Source organism: Bacillus sp. G1(2015b) (genome assembly GCF_001482475.1).
Taxonomy (GTDB): Bacteria; Bacillota; Bacilli; order Bacillales; family Bacillaceae; genus Bacillus; species Bacillus safensis.
Genome location: NZ_LKIC01000002.1, coordinates 39,342 through 57,139, shown reverse-complemented (window position 1 = coordinate 57,139; position 17,798 = coordinate 39,342). Strand labels below are relative to the sequence as shown.

Here is a 17,798-nt window from a genome sequence, read left to right as displayed (position 1 = left end):
CATTTGATTTTCTAAATAGGCATAAAATGATTTTAATGTTTAGGCTAAATCGTTTTGTCTTCACTTTTCATGATAAAAGAGAAAAAAATTAGACGAAAACAAATATTATTCGTTAATTCTCCATATTTTTCTTTTAAAAGGTGATAATTATGCCATGAATCCTATAAAAATGGATCATTTTAGATATTTTGTTTATTTTTTTGCTGTTGAAACGGTAAATGAAAGAATAAAATGCAGCAGATTTTTGATTACCATATGAAAGGGAGTAGAAAGGAATGCGGTCTATATGATGCTGAACTGTCTAACCATACATACCATATGATACATGCTTGTTTCATATGAACGAACTATATGTGAATACATGCTTATATATGCATGTACACATCGTTTATTGTTCATTCAAGTATCAATAGAAAAATTCATATTTATTCTTTCATGATCCCTCTCACTATTCCCCATTTCTATGGACCCCAATCCAGTTATTGAATCCACTATCATGATTGATCAACTCATTTTATTCATAGGGTCGTAAGGTGCAATTTTTTAGAAAATATTTGATCAGAAGAGGAGTGATTGATCTGACAGTATACAACTGATTTTTTTATCATTGCTGAAAATTAATTTTAGAAAAGGGTGGATGTATTGAAAAGAATATTGTCGCTGGCACTCATTACAGTGCTAGTCATACAGTCTAGTATATTAGGAGTCTTGCCTTTAGCAGGGGCACAAGCAAAAGAAATTCAAGAAAATATTTATGGGGATATTGAGTTTGCTGATAGCGAAGGCAATAAGTTATCAAGCATGGAAGACCAGCAAGTAAGAAAGGCCACTGTGCATTGGTCAATAAAAGGAATTGATCTAAAAAAACAATATCCGTATGTTTTCACTCTTCCTTCAGCCATCCAGGTAGAGAAGGAGCAGAAGGAACCCATTACTGTAGGTGACATACCTGTTGGCGAGTATACCGTTTCAAAACAAAATGAAGTGACGGTAAAATTTAAAGAAGATGTTGAGATCGATCCAAATTTAGAAGGATCAATTGACATCGATGTCACCAGTATAACTCAGCAAGAAGAGAAAACAAAGCAAAATGAGGGTGAAGAAAGCCTTCCAAAAGATGACTCAACCTCATCTGAGAAAGATAAAGCTTCTAACAATCAAGAAGCCGCTCAAACGAAACAAAACGAAGAAGATGAATTACTAAAAAACAAAGTGAGCGTGTCTAAGCGTGCAGGGCTGCAAAGTGTTACAAAACAAACGCTGATACAAGAAAATCTCCTCACTGATGCGAAATTAATATTTGAAGATCCGGAAGGAAATTCAATTGAGAAACCTGATATCAACTCGCTGATTTCCATTAACTATGAGTGGGCCATCCCGAATGGGCATAGCTATAATGGCGGAGATGAATTCCATTTCAAGGTTCCAGAGGAATTAGTGATTTACGAAAAAATCGATCGTCTTGAGATGAAATTTAATCAGGCAACCGTTGGTTATTTCTCTGTAGATGAGAGCGGAAATGCCTCCATCGAGTTCACCGATTTTATTAAACAATATTCAAATATCCATGGAACACTTCAAGTTTGGACGCAATTAGATCAACAAACAGTCATCACTGAAGAAAAAGAAGTCATCATTACCCCGATTGAAGGCAAGGATACGGTATCTATTCCGATTCAATACATTCCAAATGGTCCAAACGTCTCTAAAAAGGGAAAACCAAATCGATCTTACAATGCTGAAACCATTCAATGGACAGTAGATTTTAATATGGACTTAGACGATGTGAAACAAGCGAAGCTATTAGATCCGATTCAAGAAGGTCAGGCATTGAAAAAAGATTCAATCAAGCTTTATCGTATTGATACAAAGCTAAATGGAGAAACATCGATTGGACAGCTGCTTGACGAAAACCACTACACAATCGGTCAAACAGCAGATGGTCAAGATTTCACGATTGAATTTAAAGATGACGTGCATCTAGCTTACCGTTTAATGTATGAAACGGACATTACAAATCAAGATCAGTCTGCATTTCGTAATAAAGCGTCCCTAGTTTCCGGTGATAAAGTGATCAGTTCAGCAGAAGGCACAGTGAATGTGACAAGAGGCAGTCCTTTAAATAAAAAAGCCGCTCACTACGATCCAGTCACACAAACGATTACTTGGGAAATTCGATATAACTATAACGAAAAAAAGCTGGCTCAAAAGGATGCTTTGTTAGAAGACTACTTTAATGGCACACAGGCGCTGATTTCTGATTCATTTCAAGTCAAAGAAGTCACAATTGATCAAAATGGCAACGAAGCAGGGACAAAAGCGTTTGAAAATTATGTAGTTCAACCTCAAAAAAAGGATGAACAAAACGGGTTTACCTTGCAATTCAATCAAGATATTCAATCAGCTTATCTCATCACCTATCAAACAAAAGCAACCGAGCGGGTTTTTGAAGCTGAAGAGATCATCAATACGGTAACAGCTGGCAAAGAGAGCAAACAAGTGAAGCAAAGAATTGACCAGCAAATCCTAACGAAAAATCATGGAACACCGAATTACAAGACCAAGACTATTCCATGGCGTATCACCTTCAACAAAGATCAACAAACGATGAACAATTTGATATTAAAAGATACGTTTACAAACGAAGGATTGACGTTGCAAAAAGATAGTTTAAAAGTGACGACAGGCAATTCAGTGCTTGAAGAAGGCACAGATTACCTAATAATTGAACATGAAAATGGATTTGATATTCAATTTACGAAAGAGATTAAGACAGAACATATAATCACATATACAACGTCTTTTGATTATGAAAAAAGAGCAGATAAAGACCAAAAGAATCTGCGTAATCATGTAAAGCTTGAATGGATAAATGAAGATGGCAAGGATTTGACGAAGGAAAATCAATCTGTCTTCACGCCTGACACATACACGCAGTCAAATGGTTTTAAGAACGGAACTTATGATGCAAAGAAAAAAGAGATCACATGGAATATCGGTGTGAACTATAATTTGAAACATCTAGAAGAGGCGAGAATCGAGGATTTCATTCAAGGAAATCAGCGTTTGCTTAAAGATTCAATCACCGTCTATTCGCTTGATTTACAAGGCGGGGAAAATGGGGCAGAAGAAAAAGAGGTATTAGCGAAAGAACATTATGACATCAAATTCCTTGAAAATGAAAAGGGAGAAACAGGCTTCGAAGTCATCTTCAAAAAAGCCATTGATTCCCCATACAAAATCACGTATCAAACAAGTGTTGAAGGAATGGATTTAGTACAGAAAACCTACGAAAATAAAGCGACCCTTTATGATGGACAGACAAAAGAATCAGATGTGAATGCTGTGGTGTCCATCCCAAATGGAGGAAAATACACGAGCAAATCAGGAAATCAACAAGGGAAAGTTATTGATTGGAAAGTGAATATCAATTTTGGTCAATCAACAGTCCAAGATGCGACGATTATAGACCATCCAAGCAGTAACCAAGCCATAATAGAAAACTCATTTCATCTCTATTCGACGACAATAGATGAAAAGGGGCAAGTGACAAAAGCAGAAGAGCTGGAAAAAGGGAAGGATTATGAACTAGACCTTGAATTCGACCCAGATTCTTTTCAAATCAAATTTAAAGAAGAAATCACGAGACCATATATTTTGGAATACCAATCTCTCATTTTAGATAAGGTGGGAAGTACACTTCAAAACGAAGTAACGTTTAGAGGTGAAAATGTAAAAGAAATCAAAAAGGAATCCGAAGCCTCAATTGTGGTCAAACGCACCGCTGGCATGGGGGACGGCACAGGAGCGATTGGTGCTTTAACCGTTAAAAAGGTAGATGCGAGTACTGGAAAAGCGCTAAAAGGAGCAACCTTCTCACTTACAGATGCTGCGAGTGGCATCGTCATTGGTACAAAGACAACAGATGAAGAAGGATCTCTTCGATTTGATCGTCTTCTGTATGGTGACTATATCGTGACAGAAGAGAAAGCACCTGATGGTTATATTAAAACCAAGGATCCGATCCATGTAACGATTGATCAGCCTTACGAATCTGGAGATCAAGCGAAATCAGGAAATAGCATGACGGTGCAAAACCAAGAAATCCGCCAGCATGTCAAGTTAACGAAAAAAGACAAAGAGACGGGTGCAGCATTAGAGAATGCAGAATTTGAACTGAAAAATGAATCTGGAGATACCGTCCAAACCGATTTGAAAACGGACGAAAAAGGAGAAATCCTTTTCAAACATCTTGAGCCAGGTTCTTATTATTTTGTTGAGACAAACGCACCGAAAGGCTATCAATTAAATCAGCAAAAATGGCCGTTCACCATTAAAGAAAATCAAACAGAAACAACAATTGTAACTGCAGTAAATGACATTATCAAAGGCTCTGCAGAATTGAGCAAAATAGGTGAAGGCGGAGAGCGACTAGAAGGTGCACAGTTCAAGCTTTTAGATCAAGATGGGCATGAGCTAAAAGGTTCGCTTGTCACAGGAGAAAATGGCAAGATCACGATAAACGAACTAAGGCCGGGCACGTATCAGCTCATTGAAACAAAAGCACCCGATGGTTATGTATTAGATGAAACGCCAATCAAATTTGAAGTACCACTTGATCCAAAGGAACCAATCGTCATTTCGCAAAAGAACTTCTATGAAACAAGTGCATTACAAGTGATAAAAGAAGGGGAAGATGGCAAGAAGCTTCAAGGTGTTCGATTTGAAGTCTTGGATCAAAATGAGAAAGTCGTGCGTAAAGATTTGACAACAGATGAAGATGGGAAGCTTTTGGTTGATAACCTCAAACCGGGCAAATATCAGCTCGTGGAGACAGAGAGTATTGATGGTTACCAAAAGAAAAATAAATCTTATCCTTTTACCATCGAAATCGCACAAAAAACACCGGCAGAAATCAAAGTGATCAATGATCTCAAAACTGGATCTGTCCAGCTCACGAAGCTCGGTGAAAAGGATGATGTGCTTGAAGGAGCAGAATTCAAGCTTATAGATGCAAATGGAAAAGAGATGAAAACAGGTCTTGTCACTGATCAGAACGGGAAGATCATCGTCAACGATCTGAAGCCTGGAACCTATCAGTTTGTTGAAACGAAGGCGCCATTCGGTCACGAGCTTGACGAAACACCTGTCACTTTTGCTATTCCATTTAACCCTGAGAAGCTGGTCAGTGTGACAAAAGAAAATAGCCGCAAAACAGGCGGAGTGCTGCTCCACAAAAAAGGCGAAGATGGGAAATCATTAGAAGGGGTTGTCTTTGATCTATCTGATGATAAAGGAAAGATAGTGGCAGGAGGAGAAGGAATTACAACCAATCAGGATGGAAAGATCACCTTCACAGGGCTAAAACCTGGAACCTATCAATTTGTTGAAAGAAAGAGTCTTGAAGGCTATGAATTGAGTACGAAACCACTTGTCTTTGAAGTTGAATTAGGTCAAAAAGAATTGATTCAAGTGGAGGCAATCAATCAGCTCAAGAAAGGTTCTGTAGAACTCACAAAAATAGGGGAAGAAAAAGAAAGATTGAAAGGCGCAGAATTTACACTTTTCAATGACGATGGCAAAGAAATGATGTCAGGTTTAACAACAAACGAGAAAGGCATCATCACTGTCAACGATTTGAAACCAGGCGCTTACCAATTGGTTGAAACGAAGGCTCCGTTTGGACATAAACTAGATGCAGAACCAGTAGAATTTAAAATTGATTTCAACCCAAATCAACTGGTGAAAGTGACCAAAGAAAATATTCGGACGACAAGTGCTGTGAAGCTTCAGAAAAAAGGAGAGGATGGTCAGTTGCTCGCTGGGGTGACCTTCGATCTGATGGATGAGCATGATCAGCGTATTCAGAAAGACTTAAAGACAGACAAAAACGGTCAACTGACAGTCGATCAACTGAAGCCAGGAACCTATCGATTTGTCGAAACAGCAAGCATTGCCGGCTATGAATTGGATCAGACACCTGTCTCATTTACGATTCGTTTAGGTCAAGACAAACCAGCAAAAGTAGAAATGATCAACAAACTGACGCCGGGAGCAGTGGAACTGACCAAAATCGATGATGAGGGACATCCGCTGGAAAATGCAGAGTTTGCTCTTCTGAGTAAAGAAGGAAAAACGTTGAAGAAATCACTTGTAACGGACCAAAAAGGAAAGCTTCACATCAACGATCTAAAACCGGGAGAATATCAATTCGTTGAAACGAAAGCACCTCATGGTTATGAATTGGATAATAAGCCGATCCTGTTCACAATTGAGAAAAATCAGCAGAAGCCGCTTCAATTAACAGCGAAGAATCACTTGATCTTAGGAAGTCTGCGTATCATAAAGGTAGACCAGCAGACAGATAGAACCTTAAAAGGGGCAGCCTTTGACATTCGTACAAAAGCTGGGAAAACCATAAAATCTGTGACAACAGGAAAAGACGGAGAAGCCATTGTCAAAGGGCTTAAACCTGGAGAGTATCTACTCACAGAGACGAAAGCACCAGATGGTTATGTAGCTTTAAAGAAACCGCTCGCTTTTACAATTCAAATGGGCGAAGTGGAGATCAAGACAATGATTGTGAAAAATGCACCAGTGAAGAATGAAGAGGACCACACGAATCCTCCAGCTTCAGATAAAGGGGATCAACATCCGCCTCATGACTCAAACGGAGAGCTGCCAAAGACTGGAGAAGAATGGCTGCGTTACTTGATGTATGCAGGGATTTTACTAGTAGCTTCTGGAACTGTTCTTCTTGTTCTTAGAAGAAGAACCATTCAGTAAGAGGAAGGAACGAGTGTATTGATGAAAAAAAGAACCTTATTAGGCAGCTTTTTGGTGGTCACGGGGCTGATGCTCATCTCCGTTCCTTTTCTATATGAGTGGCGAACTTCTCAAGAGACAGCAGCAATGGAACAGGCATTAAAGATGATTGAAGAAAATGAAAGTGATGCCCTTTCTTCTATTCCACATTTAACTGTGTCAGAAGAAGACCTGCGAGATGTGATGGAGCTAGAGATCCCGTCAATTGATTTAAACGAAAAAGTGCTGCCTGTTACAACAAAAGAAAATTTAGGCATTGCATTGACTCAAATCAAATCTCATCAAATGCCAGGTGAAGGAAATTTCACGATTGCAGGCCATAGAGGGTATAGAGGCGACCGCCTTTTCCGGCAGCTGCCAGAGGTACCTAAAGGAGAAAAAGTCGTCTTACATCATCAAGCTGAAACATACGAATATAAAATTGTCAGCTCTGCTACGATAGAACCGACGGATGTGGATGTATTAAAGGATCGCGGGAAAAATGAACTGACATTGATCACTTGTACACTTGATGGTCAGAAACGCTTTGTCTTAAAAGGAATACGAATCAACGCTTCAAAGGGTGAACAGCTGTCGGATGTATAACACCAACATAATAAATGATGGATGCGATGGAAAAGCAGCGCTCACGACCGGCATGTTACACCAATTGTTATCAGAGCAATATCCAACTTTAAAAAACGAATGTTGGGATGTTGATGTAGATACAATTCGGGCTTCACCTATTCTTCACCCTTTATTAAAAAGAAAGCTGCCAGTTGGTATTGAAAAATTCACATGTGTTTTGTTCACGCAACAGACAGCAGCTTTTGGAGAACCTTTGATTGTGTACTTTCTGTTGGATGAGAAAGGCGAATCGATTTACGCAATGGATCTATTGCTTGAGCAGCAAGATACCCATTAAACGAGAAAGATTTTAAGGTAGAAAAATAAAATCAGTCATATCATGAGGACTCTAATTCGTATACGAATTAGAGTTCTTTTATTTGTTATATATAGGCGTTTTGCTAACTTTATTATCTACTAAAATTAGCATATCAATTGGTAGAAGTCCGCTGACTAGCAGATAGTCTCCAATGACTGCTTCATAAGAAATAGTAGAAAATGCTAAAGATCATAATGTGTTGACTCCTAAATACTGATAAAATTTATTTGGATATTCCTTGATTATAGGTGTGGAGGTAAAAGCATGCGAAAAGAAGACCCCCAATATATTTTTCATCATGACAAACGACCAGAAGTTGTTCATGATTTAGCCGATGTAGATGAAAATTCTACTGAGTTGTTAATTATAGGGAAAACAATAAACATTGAAAAATTGAAATCTTTTTCTAACCTGACGAAATTGTGGATTTACAAAGTGGACCAAAAGGAATTCAATACGATCTTGAGTTTAGTTAATCCAAAAATGCTCTTTGTGCATGAACTGAGAGTAGAAGATTTATCAATGATAAGTTCTCTTAAAGATGTAGAGGTATTGGCACTTGAATGGAATACAAAGGCACAAAATTTATGGGATTTATCAAAAAACACGTTTTTAAAATCTTTATCCATAAAAGATTTTTCAAAGTTGAATGACATAGCCCCTTTGCAAAAAAACACTGGTTTAGAATTGCTAGAATTGTCAGGCGGGGTTTGGAATTCATTAAATTTAAATACGCTTCAACCTTTAAGATACCTCAAGAATTTAAAATATCTGTGCTTATCAAATATAAAAGTGAAGGACGAGTCTTTAGAGCCAATATCGGAATTAGAGGGACTCAAGGAACTTGACATTTCGAACCAATTCCCGACAGAAGAATATGCCAGGTTATCCGTAACCCTCCCAAATACGAAGTGTGATCGTTTTGCACCATACATCTTTTTATCAAGTCCTATTGTAGATAAAGATGTGATGGTGATTGGAAAGCGAAAACCGAAATTAAATTCAAAAGTGGATGGGGCAAAGTTGCAAAAATACGAAAAACAATTTAAAGCGTACCAACAAAAGTATATAAATTAACTTAAAAAGCAATGGAAAATCAATTCCATTACTTTTTCTATTACGCAAACAACTTCAGCCCAACCACACCAATCACAATCAGCAGCAGGCTGAGTATACGAATCATGTTTTTCGGCTCTTTAAATAGAATCATATTAAACAAGACAGAGCCCGCCGTTCCAAGCCCGATCCAGACCGTATAAGCGACGGATACTTGAACGGACGAGAACGAGGCGTATAAAAACAAAAAGGATAACGCAAACCCGCCGACAAATAAAATGCCTGTCGTGATTTGCTTTTTCTTACTAAACATATTGAGGCCAATGGTCCCGCCGATTTCGCAGGCAGAGGCTAACAGTACAAAAAACCAGCCCATGTTATACCGCTTCTCCTTTCTGCTCATGTGCATCTCCATCAGACACTTTCAGTCCAATAATCCCGAGAATTAAAATGCCCATAAATAAGAGTTTTTCAAATGAAAACGAACCGCCAAACAGGGCATAATCCATCAAAGATGTCCCAATCGTTCCAACACCGGCAAACACGGCGTACACAGTCCCTGTCGGCAGCTTTTCGCAGGCCTTCATTAAAAAATAAAAATCAACCGGGATCAGGCAGATAATGATGGCCCACTCCCACAACGCATCTGCTCTATTTAAACCAAACACCCAAAGTAATTCGAATAAACAAGTGAGTGCAACATACATCCAGCTTTTTTTCATTGTATTTCCTCCTAAAACTCAAAACTGACGATTCGTCATTTTAAAGCCAAAAAAGAGCGTACAGCAAGTGCTGTACTAAGTTAAGGTGTCTCTATGCCAAGTGCGTAAAGAAGAAATTGCTTCACCTCTCGCTTTTGAATCAGAACCTCTTCTGTATCTGTTTCCGTAAATAAGTACATTTGCTCAGCAGACGATTCTAGTAAACCGATAATGAATTTCGCCGCGTATTGACAGTTCAAATTCGCACGGACTCGTTTGTCCTGCTTTGCTTTTTCTAGAAAAGCAGCGACCCATTTGTAAATCGGCTCATAAATATCTTCCCATTCCTTTAAATGCTCGGTGGCGGCTAAGCCTGAGTAGGTGAGGGCAAGGACATCACGGTATTGCCTTGTAAAAGCGAAAATGAATTCAACAAGCGCATCTGCTTGATCGAGGACATCTGCATGCTGAGTGAATTCCTTTTCGATCGCAGGCACCATCTGAGCGATCAGATGTTCAGCGATCGCAGGCATGACGGAAAGCTTTGAAGGAAAATATAAATAAAACGTTCCTTGCGCTACTCCTGCTGCTTTCACAATATCCGAAATGGTCGTCTTTTCAATGCCTTTTTCTTTAAACGCATCAATCGCAGCAAGCATAATCTTTTCTCGTTTCGACATATCATCACCGACCTTAAATGACTGAATGTCATTCAGTTTAGCGAGAAAATGACGATTTGTCAATATGGTTTTCTCTTCATTGAATGTGAGAATAAGTGATGAATAGATGCGGGCAACCCTGAATAAGCTGTAAATATGGTCAAGCATCATCATGTGAGAAAGGGGCAGCTTTCTGTATGACATCCAGTGCTATGTTTTCCATTGCTTATTTTCTCCTGCTCGTCCCGCTCTATTTACATATGAGATACAGACAGGCAAAGAAGCAACATCGTTTTATCTATTTACGAACAGAATTGGTCCTTGCCTGCCTGTTTATTTATACGAATGTTTTATTATATTTGACGGTCTTTCCAAATCGTTTTTCCGCCCCAAGGGATCAGGTGAGTGTGAATCTCATGCCTTTGCAGTCCATTTATCAAAATCTTCACGCCTACCATCACGGCTACCCAAATCTCGTCTTTTTAAATTTAGCAGGGAACATATTGTTATTTGTTCCACTCGGTTTTTTTCTTTATCAAGCCTTTCGAACGATGCGCTGGCAAAAGGCGGTTCTTGGCGGCTTTCTCCTGTCAACCATGATCGAAATGCTCCAATGGATGTTCTCGCAATCTGGTATCATTACAAGAAGCAGCGATATTGATGATATTCTTTTAAATACACTTGGCACAGCGCTAGGCTGTATCGTGTATCAGATCTATCGAATAAGGAAGGAGAAAACCTGAGTGAAGCGAGTTTGTATTATTCCATGTGGCGCGAAGAAAATTTGGGACGTTGATCCAGAGGCAGGGAGCCAGCCAGCGAACCTTGTTTATTTAAGTCCCCTGCATCAGCGTACGAAAAGCTATGCTCAAACGTTCTTTTCAGACTGGATGATCTTATCAGCGAAGCACGGATTCTTAAAGGCAGATGATATCATACATGAAAATTATGATGTGGCTTTTGGTATACCGCATGCTAAGCAGATCACACGAGAAGAACTGAGCCAGCAATTTCATCAAAAAAACCTTTTCGCATATGATGAACTGGTGGTACTAGGTGGGAAGAAATATCGAAAAGTGATCGACCCTTTAATACATCCTCATCAAAAAGCGAATTACCCGCTGGCTCCATATAAAGGAATTGGCTATATGCTTCAGGCGTTACATCAAGCAGTGGAATCAAAAATAGAACTTCCGCCGCATATTTAACACATTCACATCTACCGGTAAGCAGGGTTTTGATCATTAAAAAGAGAATAATTGAAATAGCGATGCTGATTGTTTCATATCTTTTCAGCAGCCACTAGGATGCCCGTATCGCTCGGGTGAAGTGGCTCAATGAAAAAGGGAGGCGTATGAACATGACAACCATCTATTTAGCTGGTGATTCGACCGTTTCATCTTATCCAGATCGTCCTGTTCAAGGAGGATGGGGAGAGTTTTTACACCGCTATACAGCGCACGGCGTTCACGTCGAGAATCGTGCCATTGGTGGAAGAAGCTCAAAAACATTCATTGAAGAAGGACGCCTTGATGACATATTGGCTGACATTCAGCCAGGAGACTGGCTTTTCACACAAATGGGGCACAATGATGCTTCCAAGGAGAAGCCTGAGCGCCATACAGATCCTTTCACGACGTATAAAAGCTACCTGTCTCAATATATTCATGGAGCAAGAGCAAAAGGGGCAACACCACTTTTACTCACCCCAGTCGGCCGTTTTCATGAAAAAGACGGAGAATATATCAATGATTTTCCTGATTACTGTGCCGCTATGAAAGAATTAGCCGATGAAGAAGAAGTTCTTCTCGTCGATTTAAATACCGCAAGTCTTCAGTTTTATCAAATTTCCGGCATAGAGAAAACGACCTCTTACTTTATGCTGTCAACAGGAATTGAGGATCGCACGCACTTTACAAAAGAAGGCGCAGATGCGATTGCAAGACTTGTTTCTCTTGAATTAAAAGACCTTGGTTTAACCATCGTGTGATGAATGACAGGACGAGTGAGCGCTCGTCCTGTTCTTTTTTGCAGAAAGCTATTGATTCCCTTCACTGGAGTAGACTACAATAGATACATATGATAATGAGAATCAATATCACTGATAAATAGATCATTCGATGGAAAACTGGAGGGACTCAAATGACAGATCAGCTTGAATTGTTTGACGTCACCATTATTGGCGGCGGGCCAGCAGGCATGTACACCGCCTTTTATAGTGGGATGCGGGACTTAAAGACGAAGGTACTTGAGTACAACGAAAGCCTTGGCGGGAAGATCCTTCTGTATCCTGAAAAGGTCATTTGGGATGTCGGCGGTTTGCCGCCAACAAGAGGAGAACAGCTGATACAGCAGCTAGAAACTCAGGCGAAAACATTTGAACCAGAGATTGCACTGAATCAAAAAATCACGTCATTCGAGCGAGATGAACATAATCATATCCTGCTGACGGCTGAAAATGGTGATCGTCATTTGACAAAGACCCTCATATTAGCGATGGGTCACGGCATTCCAGTTCAGCGGAAACTTGAAATCGAGCATGCGGACCGCTATGAAGTGACAAACCTTTATTACACTGTCCAGGAGCTCAAGACATTTGCAGGGAAGCGCGTTGTGATTTCTGGAGGCGGCGACTCAGCGGTTGACTGGGCCAATGCCCTTGCTCCAATTGCTGAAAGTGTCACCGTTGTGCATCGCCGTGACATGTTTGGCGGACATGAGAAAAACGTCGCCAATATGAAGGCAACTTGCAAACGAATTTTAACCCCGCATGAACTAACAGAGCTGCATGGTCAAGGTGACAAAATTGATGCCGTCACCATTCAAAACATAGAGACAGGTGAAAAAGAACGAATCGAAACAGATGCTGTGATCGTTAATCACGGGATGAAAGGCGATTTAAGCGTGCTATCAGAATGGGGTCTCAAGCAAGGTGAATGGGGACTGATCGAGGTTAATGAAAAAATGGAAACCAATTTACCGGGCGTCTATGCGGTAGGCGACTTGTGTACACATAAAAGCAAGGTCCGCTTAATTGCTGGTACGTTTGTTGATGGAGTCAATGCGCTGAATAGCGCAAAGCTTTACATCGAACCAGAAGCCGAAAAAGTGGCATACGTTTCCTCTCATAATGAACGCTTTAAGGAGAAAAACAAAGAATTACAAACAGCTGGAGCTCGCTGATGAATATCCAGTCAAACATTGAAGTGCTAAAATTTTAGCACTTTTTTTATATGGAAGGAGAAAGAGAAAATGACAACCCGTACTCATACCATTCTGCGCATGAAAGAAAGTAAAGAGCGATCTCTTTCTGTCAAACAAACAGTCTCCTGGCATACATCTTTCCCTATGTTCTTGACATGCGACGGATCTGTGAGAATTGAAATGGAAGGATTGCAATATCAGCTAAACGCAAAAGACAGTATGTTGATCCGCTCAGGTATCAACGTAATGCTCCAATCTTTATCCAACGAACAGGTGGCGATTTATACGATCACATTTGATCAGTTTATCCTGGCAAATGATGCGCAAAATGAATTGATTTTTAAGGTGAGTTATGATGATCTGCCGGATAATGGAGCAATGGTCAAAGGCTCTGCCGTGCTGTTTTCTTACATCAAACAAATGAAGGTGAGTCAGTGCATCCGAGAACAGGAGAAAAGGCTGGAGGACATCATGCACATTTTTCACCGTCAATCCAAGCCATACGCTGAGAAGGTGCATTATTCAATTGAAATGATTTTGCAGTATATGGCGCAGCATTATGAAAAAAAGCTTACGAGAAAAGACTTAGCCCATAAGATGGGTTTTCATGAGAGTTATTTTTCGACCTTTTTCAAACAAAGTATGGGACTGAGTGTGAGTGACTATATTGCACAAATTCGAATAGATGAAGCAAAAAAACGGCTTCTGCAAACAGATGATCAAATTCAAATGATTGCGCGGCAAGTGGGCTATACAGACAGTCTATATTTCAGCAGGAAATTCAGGCAGAAGACAGGAAGGTCCCCTAGTCAGTTCCGAAACAATCGAAGACCAGAGCGAATTGCTGCTTTTCAATTTGTCGGGTTATTGGGCGCGCTAGGCATTCGCCCTGTCTGCATTGACCAAGATACCTTTCTCCATTCAGATATACTCAAAGATCAGCTGGCCGGTACGCTGATCATAGATGAACATACGCCTGATGACGTATTCAAATCACTTCAACTAGATTTAATCATTATTCCTAACTATTTTTATTCGAAGCCTGCGTTGATCAAGCGGTTGGAGCGAATTGCCCCTGTCCTTGTTCTGCCATATGCCGGTGGTCATGTTGTAAAAGAGGTCTTATCTACAGGGCGCCTGTTGGGAAGAGAGAAAGAGGCAGTTGATTGGGTGAAACGCTTCGAACATCTGAGTCAAAAGGCAAGAAATGATCTATCTTCCTTTAGGGAAAAAGGAGAGACAGTCGCGATTTATGAAATGAGAGGACATGACAAAGTGTACATGTGGTCCTATGATGCTAGAGGTGCCTTCTACCTTTACGAAACGCTTGACTTAAAGCCTCCGAAGACGATTCTAGAAGAAGTTCTTCTCCCCAATCAACATACAGTCATTTCTTTAGAAAGGTTAAGAGAATACGAGGCGGATCACATGTTTTTTGTTGTAGGTGTTGAACATGGGTGGTATGAACAAATGGATCAGCGGATGGAGGAAAGCGATGTTCTTCGTCAATTGTCCGCTGTGAAAAATGGAAACTTCTACCCATTAAAACTAGAGGATTTTCGATTTGATGAAGGGGAGCGGGCTCTTCATTTGATTGACCGTTTTGTCTCCCGATTGACTGTGGCAGCCAATCCAACAATTGTCCATATGTAAGTTGCGAGAATCCTCCATAGACCACTTCGTATGATGTTGGTAGAATACATGAGACTAGTAATTGATAACTATTCTCATTTGTATCGGAGAAATGAAGGAGGAATACTCATATGAAAAAGACATATTGGATATGTGCTGTCATCTTCATGCTGGTATTGTCAGCCTGTGGAAAAAAAGAAGAAGCCAAAACGGCAGAAACAGAGCAGCAAACGAAAACCATTGAGACTGTTAAAGGAAAAATCGACATTCCAGCAAACCCAAAACGCGTTCTCATAGATGGATATTTAGGCAGTGCAATTGCATTGGATGTTCACCCTGTAGGTGCAACGACTCAAGATTTAAAGAATGTACACTTGAAGGACAAGATCAAAGGTATAGAGGACATTAGTGACGAGCGTTCAGCTGAAAAAGCACTCAGCTTAAAGCCTGATCTAATTATCACCGCAGTGCAGGATGAAAAAGTCTATGATGTGTATAAAAAAATAGCACCAACACTCGTATATCCTTACAATTCATTCAAAGACGCACATGAAGAAATCACAACCTTGGCCAAGGTGTTAAACAAAGAAGAGGAAGGAAAGGCGTTTCTCGCCTCTTTTGATCAACGCATTGAAGCAGCTCGAAAAAAAGTAAAATCTGTATTAAAAGAGAATGAAACAGTTTCCATCATGGGCGCATTTAAAAATGATGTGTTTGTGTATGGGAACGGAATTTACCGAGGTGGACAAGCACTATATCAACAATTGAAAGTGAATCCGCCAAAAGAGGTCAAAGATACAATTTTAAACAGTAAAACAGGCTATGAGGTACTCTCCTATGAAACCCTTCCGAAATATGCAGGGGATTATATATTCATTGATGAATCCAATGGCGGGACATTTGATAAAAATAATTCCATCTGGAAGAGTTTAAAAGCTGTCAAAAAGGAACAGACCTATCAACTGGATGCAGAATTCTTTTGGCCTTATGATCCCATTGCAGTCATGAATCAAGCTGAAAAGTTTGCTGATTTATTGACAGATTTATCTCATCATTAGGAGGTCTGTCAATTGTTCAAACGTTTTTTTTCATACTACAAACCCTATATGGGGCTGTTTATATTAGATTTTTCCTGTGCGGTACTAGCGGCCTTACTCGAACTATCCTTTCCGCTAGCCATCAGTAAAGTGATGGACGATTTACTGCCAAATGGTGATTGGGAAGCCATTTGGTTCTGGGGCAGTTTGCTGCTCATTTTATATGTCATCAGTTCCACCATGCATTACGTTGTGACTTATTTTGGCCATAAGCTGGGGATCAATATTGAGACCGATATGAGGAATCAACTATTCTCTCATGTACAGAGAATGTCCTTCCGTTTCTTTGACCAAAAGAAAACAGGCAAGCTCGTTTCCCGCATGACCAATGATTTAATGGATATTGGAGAGATGGCACATCACGGCCCAGAGGATTTATTTATCGCCATCATGACATTAACGGGCGCGTTTGGCCTCATGCTATCGATTAACTGGCAGCTTGCGGTTCTCACATTTATTGTCGTTCCATTCCTGATCGGATTATCTGTCTACTTTACGAAAAAAATGTCTGCTGCTTTTGATAAAATGTTTTCAAGCATTGGACAATTCCATTCACGTGTGGAAAACAATATTAGCGGCATTCGTGTGGTGAAAGCATTCGGGAATGAGTCACATGAAATGGATCGGTTTATCGAGCATAACGAGCAGTTTAGAAAAACAAAACTGACAACATATCAAATGATGGCGCTGCATACAGCAGTGAGTCATTTACTCATTAAAAGTGTCACCGTATTTGGCCTCGTGTGCGGTGCATGGTTTGTGCTGCAAAAAAATATGACATATGGTGAATTTGTTTCATTCGTCCTTTTAACAGGTATTTTCTTAGGACCCATTCAGCAAATCAATGCAGTCATTGAAATGTATCCAAAAGGTGCAGCTGGCTTTAAACGATTCGCATCACTGATCGATCAAACACCAGATGAAAAGGATGATGAGGATGCAATCGAAGTCCATCAGTTAAAAGGGAATATCACTTTTGAGCATGTATCATTTCAATATGAACCAAACAAACCTGTCCTGCATGACATCAATCTTGAGGTCAAGCAAGGAGAGAAAATTGCCATTGTCGGTCCATCTGGTGCCGGGAAATCGACCCTTTGCAATCTGCTTCCCCGTTTTTATGAATGGCAGGAGGGGAGCATTACAATTGATGGCATAGAAACGCGAAAGATGACACTTGCATCGCTGCGCGCACAAATTGGTGTCGTACAGCAGGACATTTATTTATTTCATGGGACGATACGCGAAAACATCCAATACGGAAAACTGAATGCATCTGAAGAAGAAATTTGGCAGGCAGTAGAGAAGGCTCAGCTTACGGACTTAGTCAAAAGTTTGCCAAAAGGACTTGATACGATGATCGGTGAGCGTGGGATGATGTTATCTGGAGGACAAAAACAGCGTATCTCGATAGCACGTATTTTCTTGAAAAATCCGCCCATTTTCATTTTAGATGAGGCGACCTCTTCGCTTGATACTGAGACAGAGTCATTTATCCAAGCATCATTAGAAGAGCTGGCTGAAGGACGAACGACCTTTATCATTGCTCATCGTTTAGCGACAATTCAGCATGCCGACCGCATTATTGTTCTCACAAAAGAAGGCGTAAAAGAGCAAGGAAAACATGAAGAGTTACTCAAAATAGATGGTCTGTACCGTCGTTTATACGAAACACAATTTAGAATGTAAGGTTCGAAAA

The 17,798-nt window shown here is 40.1% G+C and carries 14 protein-coding genes; 11 read left to right on the top strand and 3 right to left on the bottom strand.

Annotation, left to right across the window (positions count from 1 at the left end):
* Positions 1–642 precede the first annotated feature (642 nt).
* The 4 genes from AMR95_RS02260 (at position 643) to AMR95_RS02245 (ending at position 8,827) form a co-directional block, all read left to right on the top strand.
* A complete protein-coding gene (locus AMR95_RS02260) occupies positions 643–6,786 on the top strand; it encodes a SpaA isopeptide-forming pilin-related protein (protein WP_058837458.1) in 6,144 nt (2,047 codons plus the stop codon).
* A gap of 21 nt (positions 6,787–6,807) precedes the next feature.
* A complete protein-coding gene (locus AMR95_RS02255) occupies positions 6,808–7,410 on the top strand; it encodes a class D sortase (RefSeq protein ID WP_058837499.1) in 603 nt (200 codons plus the stop codon).
* Entirely contained in the window at positions 7,403–7,729 is a 327-nt protein-coding gene (locus tag AMR95_RS02250) for a hypothetical protein (RefSeq protein ID WP_039177201.1), read from the top strand. The genes AMR95_RS02255 and AMR95_RS02250 overlap by 8 nt, the downstream gene beginning before the upstream one ends.
* 285 nt (positions 7,730–8,014) lie before the next feature.
* Complete coding sequence (locus AMR95_RS02245; protein WP_058837457.1) at positions 8,015–8,827, top strand: leucine-rich repeat domain-containing protein; 813 nt, start codon at positions 8,015–8,017, stop codon at positions 8,825–8,827.
* A gap of 40 nt (positions 8,828–8,867) precedes the next feature.
* Here AMR95_RS02245 and AMR95_RS02240 read toward each other — a convergent pair whose 3' ends face one another.
* The 3 genes from AMR95_RS02240 to AMR95_RS02230 all read right to left on the bottom strand — a co-directional run bounded on the left by AMR95_RS02240 (position 8,868) and on the right by AMR95_RS02230 (position 10,187).
* Positions 8,868–9,182: a DMT family transporter gene (locus AMR95_RS02240; RefSeq protein WP_003217878.1), complete on the bottom strand. Its 315-nt coding sequence runs from the start codon at positions 9,180–9,182 to the stop codon at positions 8,868–8,870.
* Position 9,183: 1 nt separating this feature from the next.
* Positions 9,184–9,528 (bottom strand): DMT family transporter, encoded by a 345-nt coding sequence (locus AMR95_RS02235; protein ID WP_047202046.1) that lies wholly within the window; start codon positions 9,526–9,528, stop codon positions 9,184–9,186.
* Positions 9,529–9,608: 80 nt separating this feature from the next.
* On the bottom strand, positions 9,609–10,187 hold the full coding sequence (locus AMR95_RS02230) for a TetR family transcriptional regulator (protein WP_025093485.1): 579 nt from the start codon (positions 10,185–10,187) through the stop codon (positions 9,609–9,611).
* Positions 10,188–10,363: 176 nt separating this feature from the next.
* Between AMR95_RS02230 and AMR95_RS02225 the strand changes: the two genes are divergently transcribed.
* From AMR95_RS02225 to AMR95_RS02195, 7 genes are all read left to right on the top strand, one after another.
* Positions 10,364–10,909 carry a VanZ family protein gene (locus tag AMR95_RS02225; RefSeq protein ID WP_058837456.1) on the top strand — a complete coding sequence of 182 codons (546 nt, stop codon included), beginning with the start codon at positions 10,364–10,366 and terminating at the stop codon, positions 10,907–10,909.
* Positions 10,910–11,374, top strand: a complete 465-nt coding sequence (locus AMR95_RS02220; protein WP_058837455.1) for a DUF6884 domain-containing protein — start codon at positions 10,910–10,912, stop codon at positions 11,372–11,374.
* A gap of 152 nt (positions 11,375–11,526) precedes the next feature.
* Complete coding sequence (locus AMR95_RS02215; RefSeq protein WP_041087393.1) at positions 11,527–12,156, top strand: rhamnogalacturonan acetylesterase; 630 nt, start codon at positions 11,527–11,529, stop codon at positions 12,154–12,156.
* A 152-nt stretch (positions 12,157–12,308) separates the two neighbouring features.
* The gene (locus AMR95_RS02210; protein WP_024425818.1) at positions 12,309–13,349 is read left to right on the top strand and encodes an NAD(P)/FAD-dependent oxidoreductase; all 1,041 of its coding nucleotides are present in this window, start codon (positions 12,309–12,311) and stop codon (positions 13,347–13,349) included.
* A 69-nt stretch (positions 13,350–13,418) separates the two neighbouring features.
* Positions 13,419–15,023, top strand: coding sequence for a helix-turn-helix domain-containing protein (locus AMR95_RS02205; RefSeq protein ID WP_058837454.1), 1,605 nt, complete (start codon positions 13,419–13,421; stop codon positions 15,021–15,023).
* Positions 15,024–15,133: 110 nt separating this feature from the next.
* Entirely contained in the window at positions 15,134–16,060 is a 927-nt protein-coding gene (locus tag AMR95_RS02200) for an ABC transporter substrate-binding protein (protein ID WP_048240082.1), read from the top strand.
* Positions 16,061–16,072: 12 nt separating this feature from the next.
* On the top strand, positions 16,073–17,788 hold the full coding sequence (locus AMR95_RS02195; protein ID WP_058837453.1) for an ABC transporter ATP-binding protein: 1,716 nt from the start codon (positions 16,073–16,075) through the stop codon (positions 17,786–17,788).
* Positions 17,789–17,798 lie beyond the last annotated feature (10 nt).